The 16,298-nt window shown below is 61.4% G+C and carries 13 protein-coding genes; 9 read left to right on the top strand and 4 right to left on the bottom strand.

The window, feature by feature from the left end; translation table 11 throughout:
* The first annotated feature begins 104 nt into the window (after positions 1-104).
* A complete protein-coding gene (gene ftsH, locus Q8S60_RS08575; RefSeq protein WP_305326088.1) occupies positions 105-2,030 on the top strand; it encodes an ATP-dependent zinc metalloprotease FtsH in 1,926 nt (641 codons plus the stop codon).
* 649 nt (positions 2,031-2,679) lie between these two features.
* Positions 2,680-4,026, top strand: coding sequence for a hypothetical protein (locus tag Q8S60_RS08570; protein WP_305668481.1), 1,347 nt, complete (start codon positions 2,680-2,682; stop codon positions 4,024-4,026).
* Positions 4,027-5,364: 1,338 nt separating this feature from the next.
* On the opposite strand, the gene Q8S60_RS08565 is transcribed toward Q8S60_RS08570, so the two are convergent.
* Both Q8S60_RS08565 and Q8S60_RS08560 read right to left on the bottom strand, forming a co-directional pair.
* A complete protein-coding gene (locus Q8S60_RS08565) occupies positions 5,365-5,688 on the bottom strand; it encodes a 2Fe-2S iron-sulfur cluster-binding protein (RefSeq protein WP_305326087.1) in 324 nt (107 codons plus the stop codon).
* An 11-nt stretch (positions 5,689-5,699) separates the two neighbouring features.
* The gene (locus tag Q8S60_RS08560; protein ID WP_305326086.1) at positions 5,700-6,971 is read right to left on the bottom strand and encodes a cytochrome P450; all 1,272 of its coding nucleotides are present in this window, start codon (positions 6,969-6,971) and stop codon (positions 5,700-5,702) included.
* Between the two features lie 176 nt (positions 6,972-7,147).
* On the opposite strand from Q8S60_RS08560, the gene Q8S60_RS08555 reads away from it, so the two are divergent.
* The 4 genes from Q8S60_RS08555 to thiD all read left to right on the top strand — a co-directional run bounded on the left by Q8S60_RS08555 (position 7,148) and on the right by thiD (position 11,032).
* Positions 7,148-7,780: a TetR/AcrR family transcriptional regulator gene (locus tag Q8S60_RS08555; RefSeq protein ID WP_305326085.1), complete on the top strand. Its 633-nt coding sequence runs from the start codon at positions 7,148-7,150 to the stop codon at positions 7,778-7,780.
* Between the two features lie 45 nt (positions 7,781-7,825).
* A complete protein-coding gene (gene folP, locus Q8S60_RS08550; RefSeq protein ID WP_305326084.1) occupies positions 7,826-8,638 on the top strand; it encodes a dihydropteroate synthase in 813 nt (270 codons plus the stop codon).
* Positions 8,639-8,805: 167 nt separating this feature from the next.
* On the top strand, positions 8,806-10,152 hold the full coding sequence (gene glmM, locus Q8S60_RS08545; protein ID WP_305326083.1) for a phosphoglucosamine mutase: 1,347 nt from the start codon (positions 8,806-8,808) through the stop codon (positions 10,150-10,152).
* Between the two features lie 31 nt (positions 10,153-10,183).
* On the top strand, positions 10,184-11,032 hold the full coding sequence (gene thiD, locus Q8S60_RS08540; RefSeq protein WP_305326082.1) for a bifunctional hydroxymethylpyrimidine kinase/phosphomethylpyrimidine kinase: 849 nt from the start codon (positions 10,184-10,186) through the stop codon (positions 11,030-11,032).
* On the opposite strand, the gene Q8S60_RS08535 is transcribed toward thiD, so the two are convergent.
* Positions 11,021-12,460, bottom strand: a complete 1,440-nt coding sequence (locus Q8S60_RS08535; protein WP_305326081.1) for a PLP-dependent aminotransferase family protein — start codon at positions 12,458-12,460, stop codon at positions 11,021-11,023. The genes thiD and Q8S60_RS08535 overlap by 12 nt on opposite strands.
* 130 nt (positions 12,461-12,590) lie before the next feature.
* Between Q8S60_RS08535 and Q8S60_RS08530 the strand changes: the two genes are divergently transcribed.
* Positions 12,591-13,382: a PhzF family phenazine biosynthesis protein gene (locus Q8S60_RS08530; RefSeq protein WP_305326080.1), complete on the top strand. Its 792-nt coding sequence runs from the start codon at positions 12,591-12,593 to the stop codon at positions 13,380-13,382.
* A 33-nt stretch (positions 13,383-13,415) separates the two neighbouring features.
* Entirely contained in the window at positions 13,416-14,009 is a 594-nt protein-coding gene (locus tag Q8S60_RS08525) for a LysE family translocator (protein ID WP_305326079.1), read from the top strand.
* On the opposite strand, the gene Q8S60_RS08520 is transcribed toward Q8S60_RS08525, so the two are convergent.
* Positions 14,006-14,899: a DMT family transporter gene (locus Q8S60_RS08520; protein WP_305326078.1), complete on the bottom strand. Its 894-nt coding sequence runs from the start codon at positions 14,897-14,899 to the stop codon at positions 14,006-14,008. The genes Q8S60_RS08525 and Q8S60_RS08520 overlap by 4 nt on opposite strands.
* Positions 14,900-15,105: 206 nt before the next feature.
* Between Q8S60_RS08520 and Q8S60_RS08515 the strand changes: the two genes are divergently transcribed.
* Positions 15,106-16,278 (top strand): phosphoserine transaminase, encoded by a 1,173-nt coding sequence (locus Q8S60_RS08515; RefSeq protein ID WP_305326077.1) that lies wholly within the window; start codon positions 15,106-15,108, stop codon positions 16,276-16,278.
* Positions 16,279-16,298 lie beyond the last annotated feature (20 nt).

The raw sequence follows: 16,298 nt of genomic DNA, 5'->3' as shown, positions 1-16,298 counted from the left end.
TGCTCACTATGTTCTTCTAGATTAGAAACGGTCGAGAAGCGGGGGCAAGCTGGCACGCACCCTGCAAAGCGATACCTGTCCTCAGGTGAGAAAAGGTAAGAACCTTGTCCAATTTCAAGAATTTTGCTGTGTGGGTGCTGGGCGCGCTGTTGCTGATCGCCCTTTTCAATCTGTTCCAGAGCCCGGCGCCGCAGGACGGCTCCGGTACTGACATCACGTTCTCGCGCCTCTTGTCCGACGTGGACTCCGGCAGCGTCAGCGACGTGACCATTCAGGGCGAAAAGATTACCGGCACCTACTCGGATGGCCGCAAGTTCTCCACCTATGCGCCTTCGGACCCGTCGCTAGTCGACCGGCTCTATAACAAGGGCGTCGCCATCACCGCGAAGCCGACGGACGAAAACGTACCCTCGCTTCTTGGTGTGCTCGTCTCCTGGTTTCCGATGCTGCTTCTCATCGCAGTGTGGATTTTCTTCATGCGCCAGATGCAGGGCGGGGGCGGCAAGGCCATGGGCTTCGGCAAGTCCAAGGCGAAGCTGCTGACCGAACGGCATGGCCGCGTGATGTTCGATGACGTCGCGGGTATCGACGAAGCGAAGGACGACCTCACCGAGATCGTCGACTTCCTGCGCGATCCGGCGAAGTTCCAGCGCCTCGGTGGGCGCATTCCCAAGGGCGTTTTGCTCGTTGGTCCTCCCGGCACGGGCAAGACGCTTCTTGCACGCGCCATCGCGGGCGAGGCGAATGTTCCCTTCTTCACGATTTCCGGTTCCGACTTCGTCGAGATGTTCGTGGGCGTTGGTGCATCCCGTGTGCGCGACATGTTCGAGCAGGCGAAGAAGAACGCGCCCTGCATCATCTTCATCGACGAAATCGACGCCGTCGGCCGTCATCGTGGCGCCGGTCTCGGTGGTGGCAATGATGAGCGCGAGCAGACGCTAAACCAGTTGCTTGTCGAGATGGACGGTTTCGAGCCGAATGAGGGCATCATTCTCATCGCGGCGACCAACCGCCCCGACGTGCTCGATCCCGCGCTGTTGCGTCCGGGCCGTTTCGACCGCCAGGTCGTCGTGCCGAACCCGGATGTCGTCGGCCGCGAAAAGATCCTCAAGGTCCACATGAAGAAGGTGCCGCTGGCGCCGGATGTCGAGCCGCGCACGATTGCGCGCGGAACCCCCGGCTTCTCGGGCGCCGACCTCGCGAACCTCGTCAATGAGGCTGCGCTCATGGCTGCGCGCCGCGGCAAGCGCCTCGTCACCATGGCGGAGTTCGAGGACGCGAAGGACAAGGTCATGATGGGTGCGGAACGCCGCTCCATGGTCATGACGGAAGAAGAGAAGAAGCTGACGGCCTATCACGAAGGCGGTCACGCGCTTGTCGCGCTGCACATGCCGGCTTCCGATCCGATCCACAAGGCGACCATAATTCCGCGCGGCCGTGCGCTTGGCATGGTCATGCGTCTGCCGGAACGGGACCAGATTTCGGTCACGCGCGAAAAACTCCAGGCCGACCTCGCGGTTGCGATGGGCGGGCGTATCGCCGAGGAGTTGATCTTCGGTCACGGCAAGGTGACGTCCGGTGCATCCTCTGACATCGCGATGGCGACCAAGATGGCGAAGGCCATGGTCACGCGGTGGGGCATGAGCGACAAGCTCGGGCCTCTCGCCTATGGCGAAAACGAGGAAGAAGTTTTCCTCGGCCACTCCGTGGCGCGCCAGCAGAACATGTCGGAAGAGACGCAACGCCTGATCGACTCCGAAGTCCGGGTGATCGTCGAAGGCGGCTACAACACCGCCAAGCAGGTTCTGACGGACCATATCGATGAGCTTCACACGATTGCGAAAGGTCTCCTCGAATATGAGACGCTTTCGGGCGACGAGATCATCAATCTGCTTAAGGGAGAGCCGCCCGTGCGTGACCGTGGCGAACCCGCAAAGCCGGTCGAAGGCCCGACCTCGTCCGTACCCGTCACCGGCAGCAAACCCAGCGACGGCCCGCTGGGTGCTCCGCCGGCCCCGCAGGGCACCTAGGGAGTCGGTCCGGCAGACCAAGTCCAAAGAAAAAAAGGGAGGCCTCGCGGCCCAGCCGTTCGGGTAACTGGTGGTTTCAGGTAGAACAATCCTGAAACTCTGTCTAAAGTGACAGGCGGGACAGCCACTTGGCGGCTGTCCCGCTTTTCATTGGATCGCGAAGAAATCTTCGTGAGGCAGAATGGCCGGGCAGGGACGGAAATCAACATCTGGTATGCCCCGGATTCCCGGCGCTTTCCGGGATATCCAGGTCAATTCCTGCCGCAATCCCACCTGTTCGAATTTCGGCAATCCGGCAAGGCCATTCGTTCCCAGAGGTCGCCCATCGTCGGGCACGGCGGCAGTACGGGATGACTATGTTCTGACCGGTGAAGCGAAGTTGGCGCCGGACAGCTTCCTCAAATGTAAGCGGTGCCTTCGAACACACTCAATCAAGAGCAATGCGGCAATCGCCGCGGAGCTGTCTCGCATCTCCGCCTATCTGGAGCCGCGGCCAGAGCCATCGTGCCAGGCGCCGGGCTGCGAGAACGCCGGCGCCGGCGTGTATTCCCGTCCGGAAGCCTATGTCTCGCAGGGAAGCCGCGGCGGGGCCCAGCGGTTCAGATGTAAGGCCTGCCGGAGAACCTTCTCGGTAACGATTAAGTCGACGGTGCGGCAGAAGGTGCCGCATTTCAATCGCACTGTCTTTGCCGAAGTCGTGTCGAAGAAGCCGCTCCGCGGCATCATGGAAGTAACGGGTCTTTCGGCGGCGGCCGTTTATGACAAGCTCGACTTTCTCTATCGCCAGTGCCGAGGGTTCGCCGGCGAGCGCGAGAGCCGTGCCCATCGCATCGAGAGAAAGCGCGTGCGGCTCTGCGTCGACCGGCAGGACTACATGATAAACTGGCGCAGCAAGTCAGCCCGGAAAAACATTCAGCTCACCGCTATTTGTACGGTGGAAGCCGATAGCGGATATGTGCTCGGTCATCACCTCAACTTCGACCCCGATATAAACCAGACCGAGGTCGAAGACGCCGCGGCCGTAAATGGCGATTTCGCACCCGACAGGCGAAGCTACTTCCGGGCCCAATCGCAATATTGGCTCAATGCCGAATTCGAGCGGATGGCCGGAAAATCGAGAACGGATATTCGTCCGAATTTCGATGGCGAAGAAATGACGGTGGACGAACTGATTGCCGCGAAGAGCCGTTGGGAGAACGCCTTGCCTGACCCGGAGCGTCCGGACTTGCCTGGCAGGAAAAATCAGTTGTCGCCCGATGGTGTGATGACGCATCTCGATTACACGGCCTATGCGCATGCCAGGCTGGTTCGCCGCTTCGTCTCGGGCGCCAGATACGCAACCATCTACTGCGACCAGGACGAAGTCCTCCGCGCCGCCTTCATCTCCGCCTTCGCACCGAAGATTCTGATGGAAGAAGCCGAAATGGCCTATGTCCAGTTCCAGAAGCAGATGACCATCGATGAGAAGAAGGACCTGATGCGCAAGTCCAACAAGGTCGTTGCCTCGCTCGCGCTCGCTTCCGGCGATACGGAGCAGGCGGCAATCGTGAAATTCATGGCGAATGAGTATGCGGCGGCCGTTTCAGGCGAACCCGACTGGCGCAAGCGCTGGATATCTCACCCCCGCAGCACGATAAACGAGCCGATGCGCCGTATTCTCTATCTGACCAATACCGGCAACAAGACTCCGGAGCGTATCGGATGGACGCTGGCAGGCGCGACGCTTGCGCCGGTGGACAACTATTTCATGCGCCTGCGGAGGAAAATCAATTATCTGGAGCGCCCCATCCCCACGCGCTCGAATGCCAGCCGTCTCTGGAGCGGCTATCACGCCTACGACCCGAAGCGGGTTCTACAGATGCTTGAGATATTCCGTGTCTATACGAACTACGTCCGCACGAAAGACGGCAAGAGCACGCCGGCGGTGAAGTTCGGTCTGGCGAAGGGGCCCGTTAGATTTGAGGACATCATTTACTGGACACCAAAGAGAGAGTGAAATGGAGAACGATTGGTCGTATATACTTTTGAGCATTCTATTTTTTGTGGGCGCTCATGGATATTCGGGACATTTCCTATCGTGGAGAAATTTTTGAGCTTGGCCATCTTAGGCAGTCGTTTAAGACTTTCGCTTGGAGAACCCGAGAAGACACTACAGTTACTTTTAGTGTCAGGGTTCGCTTCAGCGATCATTGTATTTCGCGTGAAATTAAATTACCTGATATCAAAGCCGATGACGACGTGACGGTCGGCGAAAATCCACTGAGGGTTTTCTGTCCCGAGAGACACTCATGCACATCAATGCTTGTTGGTATCATCGACGGCCTAATCAAAAAGCCAGGAACATCTGTCGGTCTCACTACTACCAAGAGAAATTGGCACACATTCCAAATCTACATATCGCCGGAGCACGGTGCGCAACAAAGATACTGCTGCTTCTTTACCCTGAAGAAGCCGCATGAGAATTTGAGAGACGAACTCCTACCTCTCGACTTATATGTAGAAAGCGCATATCCGCGAGGAGAGAGAGTCGGCATCATTAAAAATATGCCATTTGGAAAGGTCGCAGAGCTTACATGGAATGGAGAGCGTTATTTTTAGAGTCGCATGCTTCAGCCGAGCGACTAAAAACAGTTTCCAATGTCCCGTTGGCCAGAGGAGAGATCTTGCTCCAAAAAATAAGGGGGAGACTTTCGTCTCCCCCGAGTAATTCCTCGACTAATGTCAAACCTTTCGGCCCACAGCTCTAGGCAAGTGATTGAACGCATGCGCTCAACGACCCCAGTGCTATCAGCTTTGCTACCTAAAATAGGCTCCACAAAGCCTCAGTCGATCTGCACCGGTAGAAACAACATGGCAGTGGCAAGAGCAAAAGTCAAGAGAAACGCGGTAACGGCCGCCATGGAAAATAGATCTAAACACTTGGTAAATAACAGCAATATCAAGAATGGTCAGAGACAGGCGCGGCGCATACCCACATAGAACCAGGAAAAGGATTATGTAAGAAGCGCGAAAGCCCACGCTTTCGCGTGGGCCTCGGAACGAAGGCAGCCCAATCTCTTGGGTCGCGTCTCAAGCAAAAATATAGGTCGAACCGATAAAGGTATCAAGGTTTGAGGCGGTGACCCAGAAAACCTTGGCAGAGCCTCAAATTGAACGTCCTTAACCCCTTACCCCCTTAGCAACCACTAGTTTCTAGGGCTTCACACAACCAACAGTAGAGATCCTTACGGCTACAAACACTATGTAGCCATAGTGTTCCCCATTAAACCACCAGTTACCCGAACGGCTGGGCCTCGCGGCCTCCCTTTTCCTTGTCTGGCGTCTCCCGATGCCGTTAGTGCTGCTTCTCCGGCAGCTTCAGGACCAGTCCGTTAAGTGCGTCGTTAAGCGTGATCTGGCAGGCGAGGCGGCTGTTCTCATGCACGTCTTCGGCGAATTCGAGCATGCTCTTCTCCAGGCCCTCCGCCGCCGGGCCTGTCTTCCCGATCCAATCCGGATCGACATAGACGTGGCAGGTGGCGCAGGCGGCCGCGCCGCCGCAATCGCCGTCGATGCCGGGCACGTTGTTCTTCACCGCGGCTTCCATCGCCGAGATGCCGCTTTCGGCCTCCACGGCATATTCCGTTCCATTCGCTTCGATATATTTGATGAGAGGCATATGTTGTTTCCTCAGACGTGCAGCCGCACCGGCATGCTTGCATAGCCGCGTACGAAGTTGGAGCGTGTGCGGACGGGCTCGCCCGTGACCTCGATGCGGCTGAAGCGGTTCAGGATCTCTTCCCAGAGAATCTTCAACTGCATTTCGGCGAGGCGATTGCCGACACAGCGGTGAACGCCGAAGCCGAAGGAGAGATGCTGGCGCGGGCGTTCCCGATCGATGATGAAGTCGTCCGGTTGGGCAATCGCTTCCTCGTCGCGGTTGCCCGAGACGTACCACATCACCACCTTGTCGCCTTTGCGGATGGTCTTGCCGCCGAGTTCCGCGTCGGAAATTGCGGTGCGGCGCATATGCGCGAGCGGCGTCTGCCAGCGGATGATCTCCGGCACCATGCTGTCGATGAGGGCGGGATTGTCGTACAACTTCTCGCGCTCCTTCGGGTTCTTGTCGAGCGCGAGTACGCCGCCCGTCATGGAGTTGCGTGTCGTGTCGTTGCCGCCGACGATGAGCAGCAGCACATTGCCCAGGTAATTCTGCGGGGTCATGTCGTGGGTCGCGGGGGAATGCGCCAGCATGGAAACGAGGTCCATGCCCGGTTTCTCCAGGCGCTCGTTCCAGAGACCCTGGAAGCATTCGGCGCATTCCATGAGCTCGCTCGTGCGCTGCTCCCAACTGTCGACGATACCGCTGCCCGGTTCGGCCGTTGCAACGTCCGACCAGCGGGTGAGCTTTGAGCGTTCCTCGAACGGAAAATCGAACAGGGTCGCCAGCATTTGCGTCGTCAGCTCGATGGAAACGGCCGACACCCAGTCGAATTCTTCGCCGACGGGCAGACTGTCGAGCACGCGACCGACGCGCTCGCGGATCGTCCCTTCAAGCTTTGCAAGGTTCGCGGGCGCGACGATGGGGCTTACGGCTTTCCGTTGGTCGTCATGCTTCGGCGGGTCCATGGCGATGAAGTTGGGCAGATCGATCGAACCTTCGCCGCTGCTTTTCTGGATGCCGTCCTCAATGATGATGCCGCCGAGCCCGGCCTCCGAGGAGAACACCTGGTGGTTCGTATCGACCGCCATGATGTCCTTGTATTTTGTGATCGACCAATAAGGGCCGTAGGCGCTGTCGGCGCAGAAATGCACAGGGTCTTCGCGTCTCAGTCGCGCGAAATACGCGCCCTCCATATTGCGCTCGTAAAGTTCGGGCCTGCTCACGTCGATCTGGTCGAGGGATAGCGCATAGGGATCTTCGATCCCGGCCGGCGCAGCGGCGGAAGCAATAGCGGTCATGGCGGTTCCTCCCGGCAATGAACTCGATGTCTCTCGGGTCTCACTATTGAGTATATTATCAATAGCTATGGTGCCGAGAGTCAATATGGGTCGAAACAACTCATCCCGCTCCCACGGTTCTGCCGCTCCGGCTATACTGTGGCGCGGAAAGCCGCCGATTCCCGAAGGAGAGATATGTGACGAGAGCCGCCGCAGTACCCCGGACAAGGCTCCAGCCGGAAGCCCGCCGGGCCCAGCTCCTGCATTGTGCCCTTGGGGCGCTGGCCGAGCACGGGGTCGCGCGGGCCACCCATTCCCATGTCGCGGAGCGGGCAGGCGTCTCCGTTTCCGCCGTCCATTCCTATTTCCGGACGCGCGAAGACCTTGTTTCCGCCGTCCTTGACGAGGTCGAGACCTATCTCGTCGATATCGTATCGACGTCGCTCGGCGGACCGAAAACCGTTCACGACGCGCTGGTGATGTTGCCGATTCGCTTCGCCGCCGATGCGCGCGAAAAGCCGGATATGCTCAAGGTCTGGCTCGACTGGAGCACGGGTGTCCGCGCGGATGTCTGGCCGCGCTATATGGAAGTCCTTGAAAACCTGCATGGCATTGCGCAGAAGGTCTTTGCGCGCGGCAAGCGGGAGGGGCTGCTCCCGGCGACGCTCAACGCGCGGGCGGCTGCCCGTATCTATCTCGGCGGTGGCCACACGGTGGCGCTGATGCAGTTCGCGGGCGCGAGCCGCCGCGAGCTCGATGCTTTGATCGAACAGCTCGTGCGAGGTGTCATGGGTGTCGGCCCGGACGCGGTCCTCCCTTCGGATTTCTAGGTCTCAGTCTCGCCGCCTCGCGGGGCCTGTGCTAGAAGACCACGCATGTTCCAGCGCCCGCGCATCTTCGGCATCGTCAACATCACGCCGGACTCCTTTTCCGACGGCGGAAAATATTTCGATCCAGCCGCCGCTATCGCCCATGCACGAGAGCTGGTCGGCGACGGCGCGGATGTGATCGATCTCGGCCCCGCTTCGTCCAATCCGGATGCGGTCCCGGTCTCCCCGGCGGAGGAGATTCGTCGTCTTGGGCCGGTCATCGAGGCGCTCTCCGCTAACGAGGTGCCTCTCTCCGTCGACAGCTTCCACGCCGAGACGCAGGCCTATGCGCTGGCGCATGGGGCGGCGTGGCTGAACGACATTCACGGATTTGCCGATGAGCGATTTTATCCCGCGCTCGCGGCTTCGAAAGCACGGCTCGTCCTGATGCATTCGATCCAGGAAATGGGCAACGCGGACCGCCGCTCGGCACCCGAAGGCGATATTGTCGAGCATATCTGCCGGTTCTTTGCCGGGCGAATTGCCGCTCTGGAGCGGGCAGGGGTTGAGCGTTCCCGTATCGTACTCGATCCGGGCATGGGCTTTTTTCTCGGGCCGACCCCGGAAACCTCTTTCGAGGTTCTGGCCCGGCTCGGCGAGATCAAGGCGCGGTTCGACCTGCCGCTCTTCGTCTCCGTATCCCGCAAGTCCTTCCTTCGGGCCGTCACGGGCCGGGCAGCCGGCGAAGCGGGTGCGGCGACGCTCGCGGCGGAGCTTCTGGCCGCCCTGCGGGGTGCCGATTTCATCCGAACCCATGAGCCTCGGCCGCTTGCGGACGCCCTTTCTGTCGCGGCATGTGTCGAGGCGGGACGCCAATGAAAGATTTCGCAAGAAAACTTTAACTGCAACAGGCGCATAGAATCCTATATTCGCCACATATAGTTCGGATAAGAGTGTCGTTAGGGGAGGCGTGCCGGGGCCGTGGGGGCAATTGGCAGGTCAGCGTGAGACACAGACCAAGACAAGGCGCGAGGACAGTTCACTTCATGCCGCGCAAGTATTTCGGCACCGATGGCATCCGGGGCACTGCCAATACCGGCCACATGACCGCGGAAACGGCGCTTCGCGTCGGGATGGCGGCTGGCCGCGTATTTCGTCGCGGCGAGCATCGCCACCGAGTGGTGATCGGCAAGGACACGCGCCTGTCGGGCTATATGCTCGAGCCCGCGCTCACCGCCGGTTTCACCTCGATGGGCATGGACGTCTTCCTGTTCGGTCCCTTGCCCACGCCCGCTGTCGCCATGCTGACGCGCTCGCTCCGCGCCGATCTCGGCGTGATGATCTCCGCCTCCCATAATTCGTTTCAGGACAACGGCATCAAGCTGTTCGGACCGGACGGCTTCAAGCTTTCCGATGAAGTGGAACTCGCGATCGAGCACCACATGGACAACGGGCTTGCCGACAATCTTGCCGGGCCCCGCGATCTCGGCCGCGCGAAGCGCATCGAGGATGCGCAGGCGCGCTATATCGAGCATGTGAAGCACACCTTCCCCAAGCAGCAGACGCTGGAAGGCTTGCGCATCGTCATCGACTGCGCCAATGGCGCCGCCTACAAGGTGGCGCCCGAAGTGCTTTGGGAGCTTGGCGCGGAGGTCGTGACCGTCGGGACCGAGCCGAACGGCTTCAACATCAACGAGGAATGCGGCTCTACGGCGCCGGAGCGCATGTGCGCTGCCGTGCGCGAGCGTCGTGCCGACATCGGCATCGCCCTCGATGGCGATGCCGACCGCGTCATCATTGCGGACGAACGCGGCAAGATCGTCGATGGCGACCAGATCATGGGCCTTATCGCCCATCACTGGAAGGAAATGGGTACGCTGTCGGCGCCCGGTGTCGTCGCGACCGTCATGTCCAATCTGGGCCTCGAACGCTATCTCGGCACGCTCGGCCTCGATCTCGTGCGCACGCAGGTCGGCGACCGCTATGTCGTCGAGCATATGCGCGAGCACGGCTACAATGTCGGCGGCGAGCAGTCCGGCCATATCGTGCTGAAGGATTTCTCGACCACAGGCGACGGTCTCATCGCGGCGTTGCAGGTTCTTGCGGTTTTGAAGGCGGGCGACCGGCCGATCAGCGAAATCTGTCACCTCTTCGATCCGTTGCCGCAGCTTCTCAAGAATGTCCGTTTCAAGCGCGGTGAGCCCTTGAAGGACAAGGACGTGCAGGAGGCAATCCGCGAAGGCGAATCCCGTCTCGGCAAAACGGGCCGCCTCGTCATCCGCAAATCCGGCACCGAGCCCCTTATCCGGGTGATGGGCGAGGGCGACGACGAAAAACTCGTTACTTCCGTCGTCAACGACATTGCCGCCGTGATCGAGCATAATGCAGCCTGATTTTCGGCCGCATTAGCTCGGGTTCATTTTCATGATTTCTCTTCCTCAAGGCCGCGTTCTCATCGTTGCGGGTTCGGATTCGGGTGGCGGCGCGGGCATACAGGCCGACATCAAGAGCGTCACCGCCATGGGCGGCTTCGCGATGACTGCCGTCACGGCGATCACCGTCCAGAACACGCTCGGCGTTCACGGCATCCATGAAGTGCCGGTGGATATCGTCGTGGCGCAAATGAAGGCCGTTCTTGAAGACATAGGCGCCGACGCGGTGAAGACCGGCATGCTGCACAGCGCCGAGATCGTCGAAGCCGTTGCCGCGCAGCTCTCCGAGGAAAACGCGCCCGGCGTGCTCGTCGTCGATCCTGTCATGATCGCGAAGGGCGGTGCGTCGCTTCTCGAAGGGTCCGCCGTCTCCGCGCTCAAGCAAGTGCTGATCCCGCTCGCCACGCTCATCACGCCCAATGTGCCGGAAGCGGAAGTGCTCACCGGCCGCAAGATCGTCGATATCGAAAGTCAGAAGGCGGCCGCTGACGCGCTGCTCGGGCTCGGTTGCGAGGCCGTCCTTCTCAAGGGCGGACATTTGCCGGGCAACATCCTTTTCGATGTGCTGGCAACGCAGGAGACGCTTCAGATTTTTTCTTCGCCGCGTATCGATACGCGCCACACACACGGCACCGGCTGCGCACTTGCCTCCGCCATCGCCGCGCTTCTTGCGCAAGGCGTGGAGTTGACGGCGGCGGTCGAGGCGGCGCGCGATTATGTGCATGAGGCGATCCGTACCGCGCCGGGTTTCGGCAAGGGCCACGGGCCGCTCAACTTCCTTGCTGCCCTCGACGATGGCATTGCCGTCGAGGAAGACGACGAGCCCGTTTCACGCCACTAGCGGGCTCGATATGGGGCCCGTCGCCAGCAATTCGGCGACGGTTGCGAGACCGGCGGCAAGTTCCGCCCTTGTCTGAGGCTGGCCGATGGCGAGCCGCACATGGCGCGAGGCCCTGTCCATTCTTCCCACCATGAAATCCTCGCCCGCCGCGATGGCGAGGCCGCGCGCGCGGGCCGCGTCCACGAAAGCATGCGCCCGCCAGATGTCGGGCAGCGCCAGCCAGACATAGAGCGACGCCGGGTGCGCGGCGAGTTCATGGCCGGTCAAGGCTTCCGCCGTCATCTCGTGCCGCGTCTGCATTTCCTCGCGGAGCTTTCCCGTCAGCGCCGCTGCATCGCCGCTTTCGATCAGCCTTGTGGCAAGTTCCGCCATCAAAGGCGGTACCGTCTGGCCGAAGCCATGCTGTATCGCACGCGTCCGCTCGAGCATGGCGAGCGGCGGTTTCAGGAAGCCGATGCGGATGCCGCAGCCGACGGATTTCGAGAGGCTTGTCGCGTAGTAAGTGTGGTCCGGAGCAAAATGCGCTACGGGCAGGGGGCGGTCCTTTACCAGCGCGCTATAGATGTCGTCCTCGATGATCGCGAAGTCGTGGCGCGTCGCGATTTCAGCAATCTCGCGCCGCCGCTTCTCGCTCATGATGGCGCCGGTCGGGTTATGCAGCGTCGGCACGATGAACAGCGCGGCCGGTTTCATTTCGCCTGCCGCCCGCGCCAGCGCTTGAGGCTCGATCCCTTCACCGTCTATGTCGACAGGGGCCACGCGCCGGCCCATCAGACCCATCAATGCAGCCTGGTTCACCATTGCCTGATAGGTGAGCGCCTCGGCGAGAATTATGTCGCCCGGTTCCGTTGCCGCGAACATCGCGGCAAGAATTGCTTGCTGCGTTCCCGAACAGATAATCAGCTCATCCGCCTGCGGAGCGAAATCGCTATGGGTGAGCCATTTTGCCGCCGCCGCACGATGGCGCGCGCAGCCTCCGGGTTCGAGATAGGTATTGAAAAGCGACGGGCCTGTCAGCGTCGGCATGTCCGAAATCAGCCCGGCAAGGGCAGCGCCGATGATTTCCGTTTGTCCGGCGGGCGGCGCCAGCGCCGCCTTCATGGCGACCTGCGTCGTCTCCGGCATGGTGAGGAAGGCCGCCGAGCCGACGCCGGAGGCCTGGCCTCGCGCGGCGCGCCCGCCGAGCACATAAGTGCCGCGTCCGACTTCGCCGGAAACTTCGCCGCGCGCCGCCGCCAGCGCATAGGCGCGGGAGACGGTGCCGACCGTCACGCCGAGTTCATAGGCGAGATCGCGCAGTGGCGGCAGCTTGGTGCCGGGCGCCACCGCTCCCATCTTCACGGCATCCCTGAGCGCATCCGCGATGGCGCGGTAGCGGGGCCCGGGGCGGGCGGCGATGTCAGCGGCGTCGAAGATGGAAATTGTCATGGTAACAATAAACTCATTGAACCTGTCTCTGCACTCAATCATGTTCCTGTAACGGTGACAATATCGATATTCAGGCGGTTTTTCCGTCTGGCTCTTCAAATTGTATCGATACAATTCTTTGGAGACGGGAATGAAAGCGGTTCTCTATCAGGTCGATGCCTTTGCGGATCGGGTGTTCGAAGGCAACCCGGCGGCTATCGTGCCGCTGGACGCATGGCCCGCCGACGATCTGATGCAGGCGATAGCGGCTGAGAACAATCTCGCCGAGACGGCCTTTTTCGCGCCGGAAGGAGAGGGCTATCGCCTGCGGTGGTTCACGCCCACGGTCGAAGTCGATCTCTGCGGCCACGCGACGCTCGCCTCCGCCCATGTGCTTTTTTCGCATCTCGGCTACGCCAAGCCTGAGATCCGTTTCGAGACGCGCAGCGGCACGCTGGTCGTGAAGCGTGAAGGCGGCAAGCTCGCGATGGATTGCCCCGCCGCGAAGCCGAAGCCCTTGCCCGCGCCGGACGGCGTCGCCGAGGCGCTCGGGGCGAAGCCGCTTCTGTGGCTGAAGACATCGAACCTCATGGCCGTCTTCGACAGCGCGGAAGAGGTCGCCGCCCTGAAGCCCGACTTTCCGGCGCTCGGCCGCCTGCTCGCGCCGCTCAATGCCGGGCTCATCGCAACCGCGCCGGGAAGCGACGGCGTCGATTTCGTCTCGCGCTTTTTCGCCCCGTCGCATGGTATCGACGAAGACCCTGTCACGGGTTCGGCGCATTGCACCAGCGTTCCCTACTGGGCGAAGAAGCTCGGCAAGAGCGATCTCGTCGCACGTCAGGTATCGAAGCGCGGCGGTACGCTCTGGTGTACCGATGCGGGCGAGCGCGTCATCATTCGCGGCCGCTGTGCCGATTACATGAAGGCGGAGATTGCCTTCTGATCTCTCCGGGTTCATTCCCTTTCCGGTTACATCATGCCCCTAGAAACACTGGCCCTCGGCGCGGTCTTCGTCGCCACCATGAGCTTCACGCCCGGTCCCGCCAATCTCAGCCTTCTCTCGGTTGGCACCTCGCTCGGCCTCGGCCGTGCGCTGCCTTATCTCTTCGGTGTGTGGCTCGGCGGATTCTTCGTCATCGTCGCGGGCGCACTTGGCCTGGGCGCGCTGCTGGTTACGCTGCCGGAGGTTTTCTTCGCGCTGAAACTTTTCGGCTTCGCCTATATCTGCTGGCTCGCATGGCGGCTCGCCCGCGCGGGCTTTGGCGGCCCCGCGCATGATACCGCCCCGTCCTTCTGGGCGGGCGTCGCACTTCATCCGGTCAATCCCAAGGCCTATGTGCAGACGGTCATGGTGTTCACCGCCTTCGTCGCGCCGGATGTGCCCTATGCACCGCAGGCAATTGCGCTTGTCGCGATCAGCATGGTTTTGATGATGATGGCGACATCGCTTTGGGGCATGGGCGGCGATGCGATCCGGCTCTTTGTCCGCGATCCATGTGTGATGCGGACAATTGCGGTTTTTGCCTCGCTTTTCATGGTGGTCAGCGTCGGCGTTGCATTGGTAGTCTAGCCGCCGTAGCGTTTCCACTCACTCACCGCGATGCCCGCGAGAATGAGGATGAGGCCAAGCAGCACGCTCGCCCGCAGTTCCTCGCCGAAGATGAAATAGCCCGCCACCGCCGCGAAGACCGGCACGAGGTAGTTCGTCAGCGACACGAAGGTCGGGCCGGTGCGGTCTATCAGCTTGAAGAAGACGACGGCGGCAAGTCCGGTGGCGAAGATGCCGAGCCCGGCAAGGCCGAGCAGCGATGCGGTACTGGCTTCCAGCAATTCTGTCGGCGGCGTCATCGTCGCGGAAATGGCCGTGCCGGCAAGTGCGCCCGCGAGCATCACCCCGGAGGATTTCGCCAGCAGCGGCATATCGGGCGCAAGCCGCGCCAGCACATTGTTGCAGGCGAAGAAGAGGGCGCCCGCCACTACCGCAAGTTGAGCGAAAAGCTTGTCGCCGAAATTCAGGTCCATCAGCGCTCCCGGTCCGATCACGATGACGAGACCGGCAAATCCGGTAACGAAGCCCGCGAGCCGGAGCGGCGTGATGCGTTCCTCCGCAATGAAAATCCGCGCGATGAGAAGCGTCGCGAGCGGCGTGAAGCCGATCAGGATGCCGGCCAGCGCCGAGGAAATATGTTGCTGGCCCCAGCTTATTGTGAAGAAGGGCGCGATATTGCCGACCAGCGCCAGTGCCGCGAGCCAGCCCCAGCTCCGTGCACTTCTCGGGAAGTGTTCCCGGGCAAGTGCCGCCACTGGCAGCAGAAGCAGGGCCGCCGCCGCCAGCCGCCCGGCCATGGTCCATTCCGGCGCCACGGTTTCCACGGCGAGCTTGGCGAAGGCAAAGGCGGAGCCCCAGAGCACGACGAGGGCGCCCAGCATAAGCCAGTTGAGGGTGGAGCGAGACGGCAAGGGCGATTCCCGGGTTGCGCTTCGGGCGGAGCTTTTCGGGGTCCCGGCCCTTCCTCCTAACAATTCCGCAGAACTCCGCGGGTTCCAGCGGCATGTGCTTTTCCGTCGCGATGGCGTCATTTGACTTGGAGAACGGCTGGGCATATACGCGTCGGCGGGACACCCCTCCCCACCGAGGGGCAGCTATCTGAGAGGATAGGTTGCAAATGACTATCGAACGTCCGGTCGTGCGTCCGGCTAATCCGCACTTCTCTTCCGGCCCCTGCGCCAAGCGCCCCGGCTGGTCCATCAAAAATCTCGAACATGCCCTTGTCGGGCGCAGCCACCGGTCCAAACCGGGCAAGGCGCGTCTCGTCGATGCCATCGAGCGCACGCGCAGCGTCCTCGGTGTGCCCGCCGACTACAAGATCGGCATCGTTCCCGCTTCCGACACGGGTGCCGTCGAAATGGCGCTCTGGTCGCTTCTGGGCGCCCGCGGCGTCGACCTCCTCGCTTGGGAAAGCTTTGGCGAAGGCTGGGTCTCCGACGTCCTGAAACAGCTCAAGCTGAAAGATGCGCGCACGCTCAAAGCCGATTACGGCAAGCTGCCCGATCTTGCGGAAGTCAATTTCGACAACGACGTCGTCTTCACATGGAACGGCACGACCTCCGGCGTCCGCGTTCCGAACGGCGACTGGATACCGGCCGACCGCAAGGGCCTCACGATCTGCGATGCGACATCCGCCGCCTTCGCGCAGGACCTGTCGTGGTCGAAGCTCGATGTCGTCACCTATTCCTGGCAGAAGGTGCTGGGCGGCGAGGCCGCGCATGGCATGCTGATCCTCAGCCCCCGCGCCGTCGAACGCCTCGAAAGCTATACGCCCGCCTGGCCGATGCCGAAAATCTTCCGCATGACGAAGGGCGGCAAGCTCATCGATGGCATCTTCAAGGGCGAGACGATCAACACGCCTTCCATGATCTGTGTCGAGGATTATCTCGATGCGCTCGGCTGGGCGGAGTCGATCGGCGGCCTCAAGTCGCTCATCGGCCGTGCGGATGCGAATGCCGCCGTCATCGCCGAATGGGTCGGTCGCACGGCCTGGGTGGAGTTTCTCGCCGACAAGGTCGAGACGCGCTCCAACACTTCCGTCTGCCTCAAGATCGTCGATCCGCGCGTCACCGCGCTCAGCGACGACGAGCAGGTCGCCTTTGCCAAGAAGATCGCCGATCTTCTCGACAAGGAAGGCGTCGCCAACGACATCGCAGGCTACCGCGATGCCCCGGCCGGCCTGCGCATCTGGGCGGGCGCGACGGTCGAGACGACCGACATGCGCGCGCTGATGCCGTGGCTCGACTGGGCCTTCGCGGAAGCGCTCTCCTCGCTCAAGGCAGCGGCTTAAATCCATTCCTTTCGATCCTG

The organism is Parvibaculum sp., assembly GCF_030694575.1.
Classification (GTDB): Bacteria; Pseudomonadota; Alphaproteobacteria; order Parvibaculales; family Parvibaculaceae; genus Parvibaculum.
Note: the sequence above shows the minus strand (reverse complement) of the source record. Positions and strands in the feature narration are given on the sequence as shown.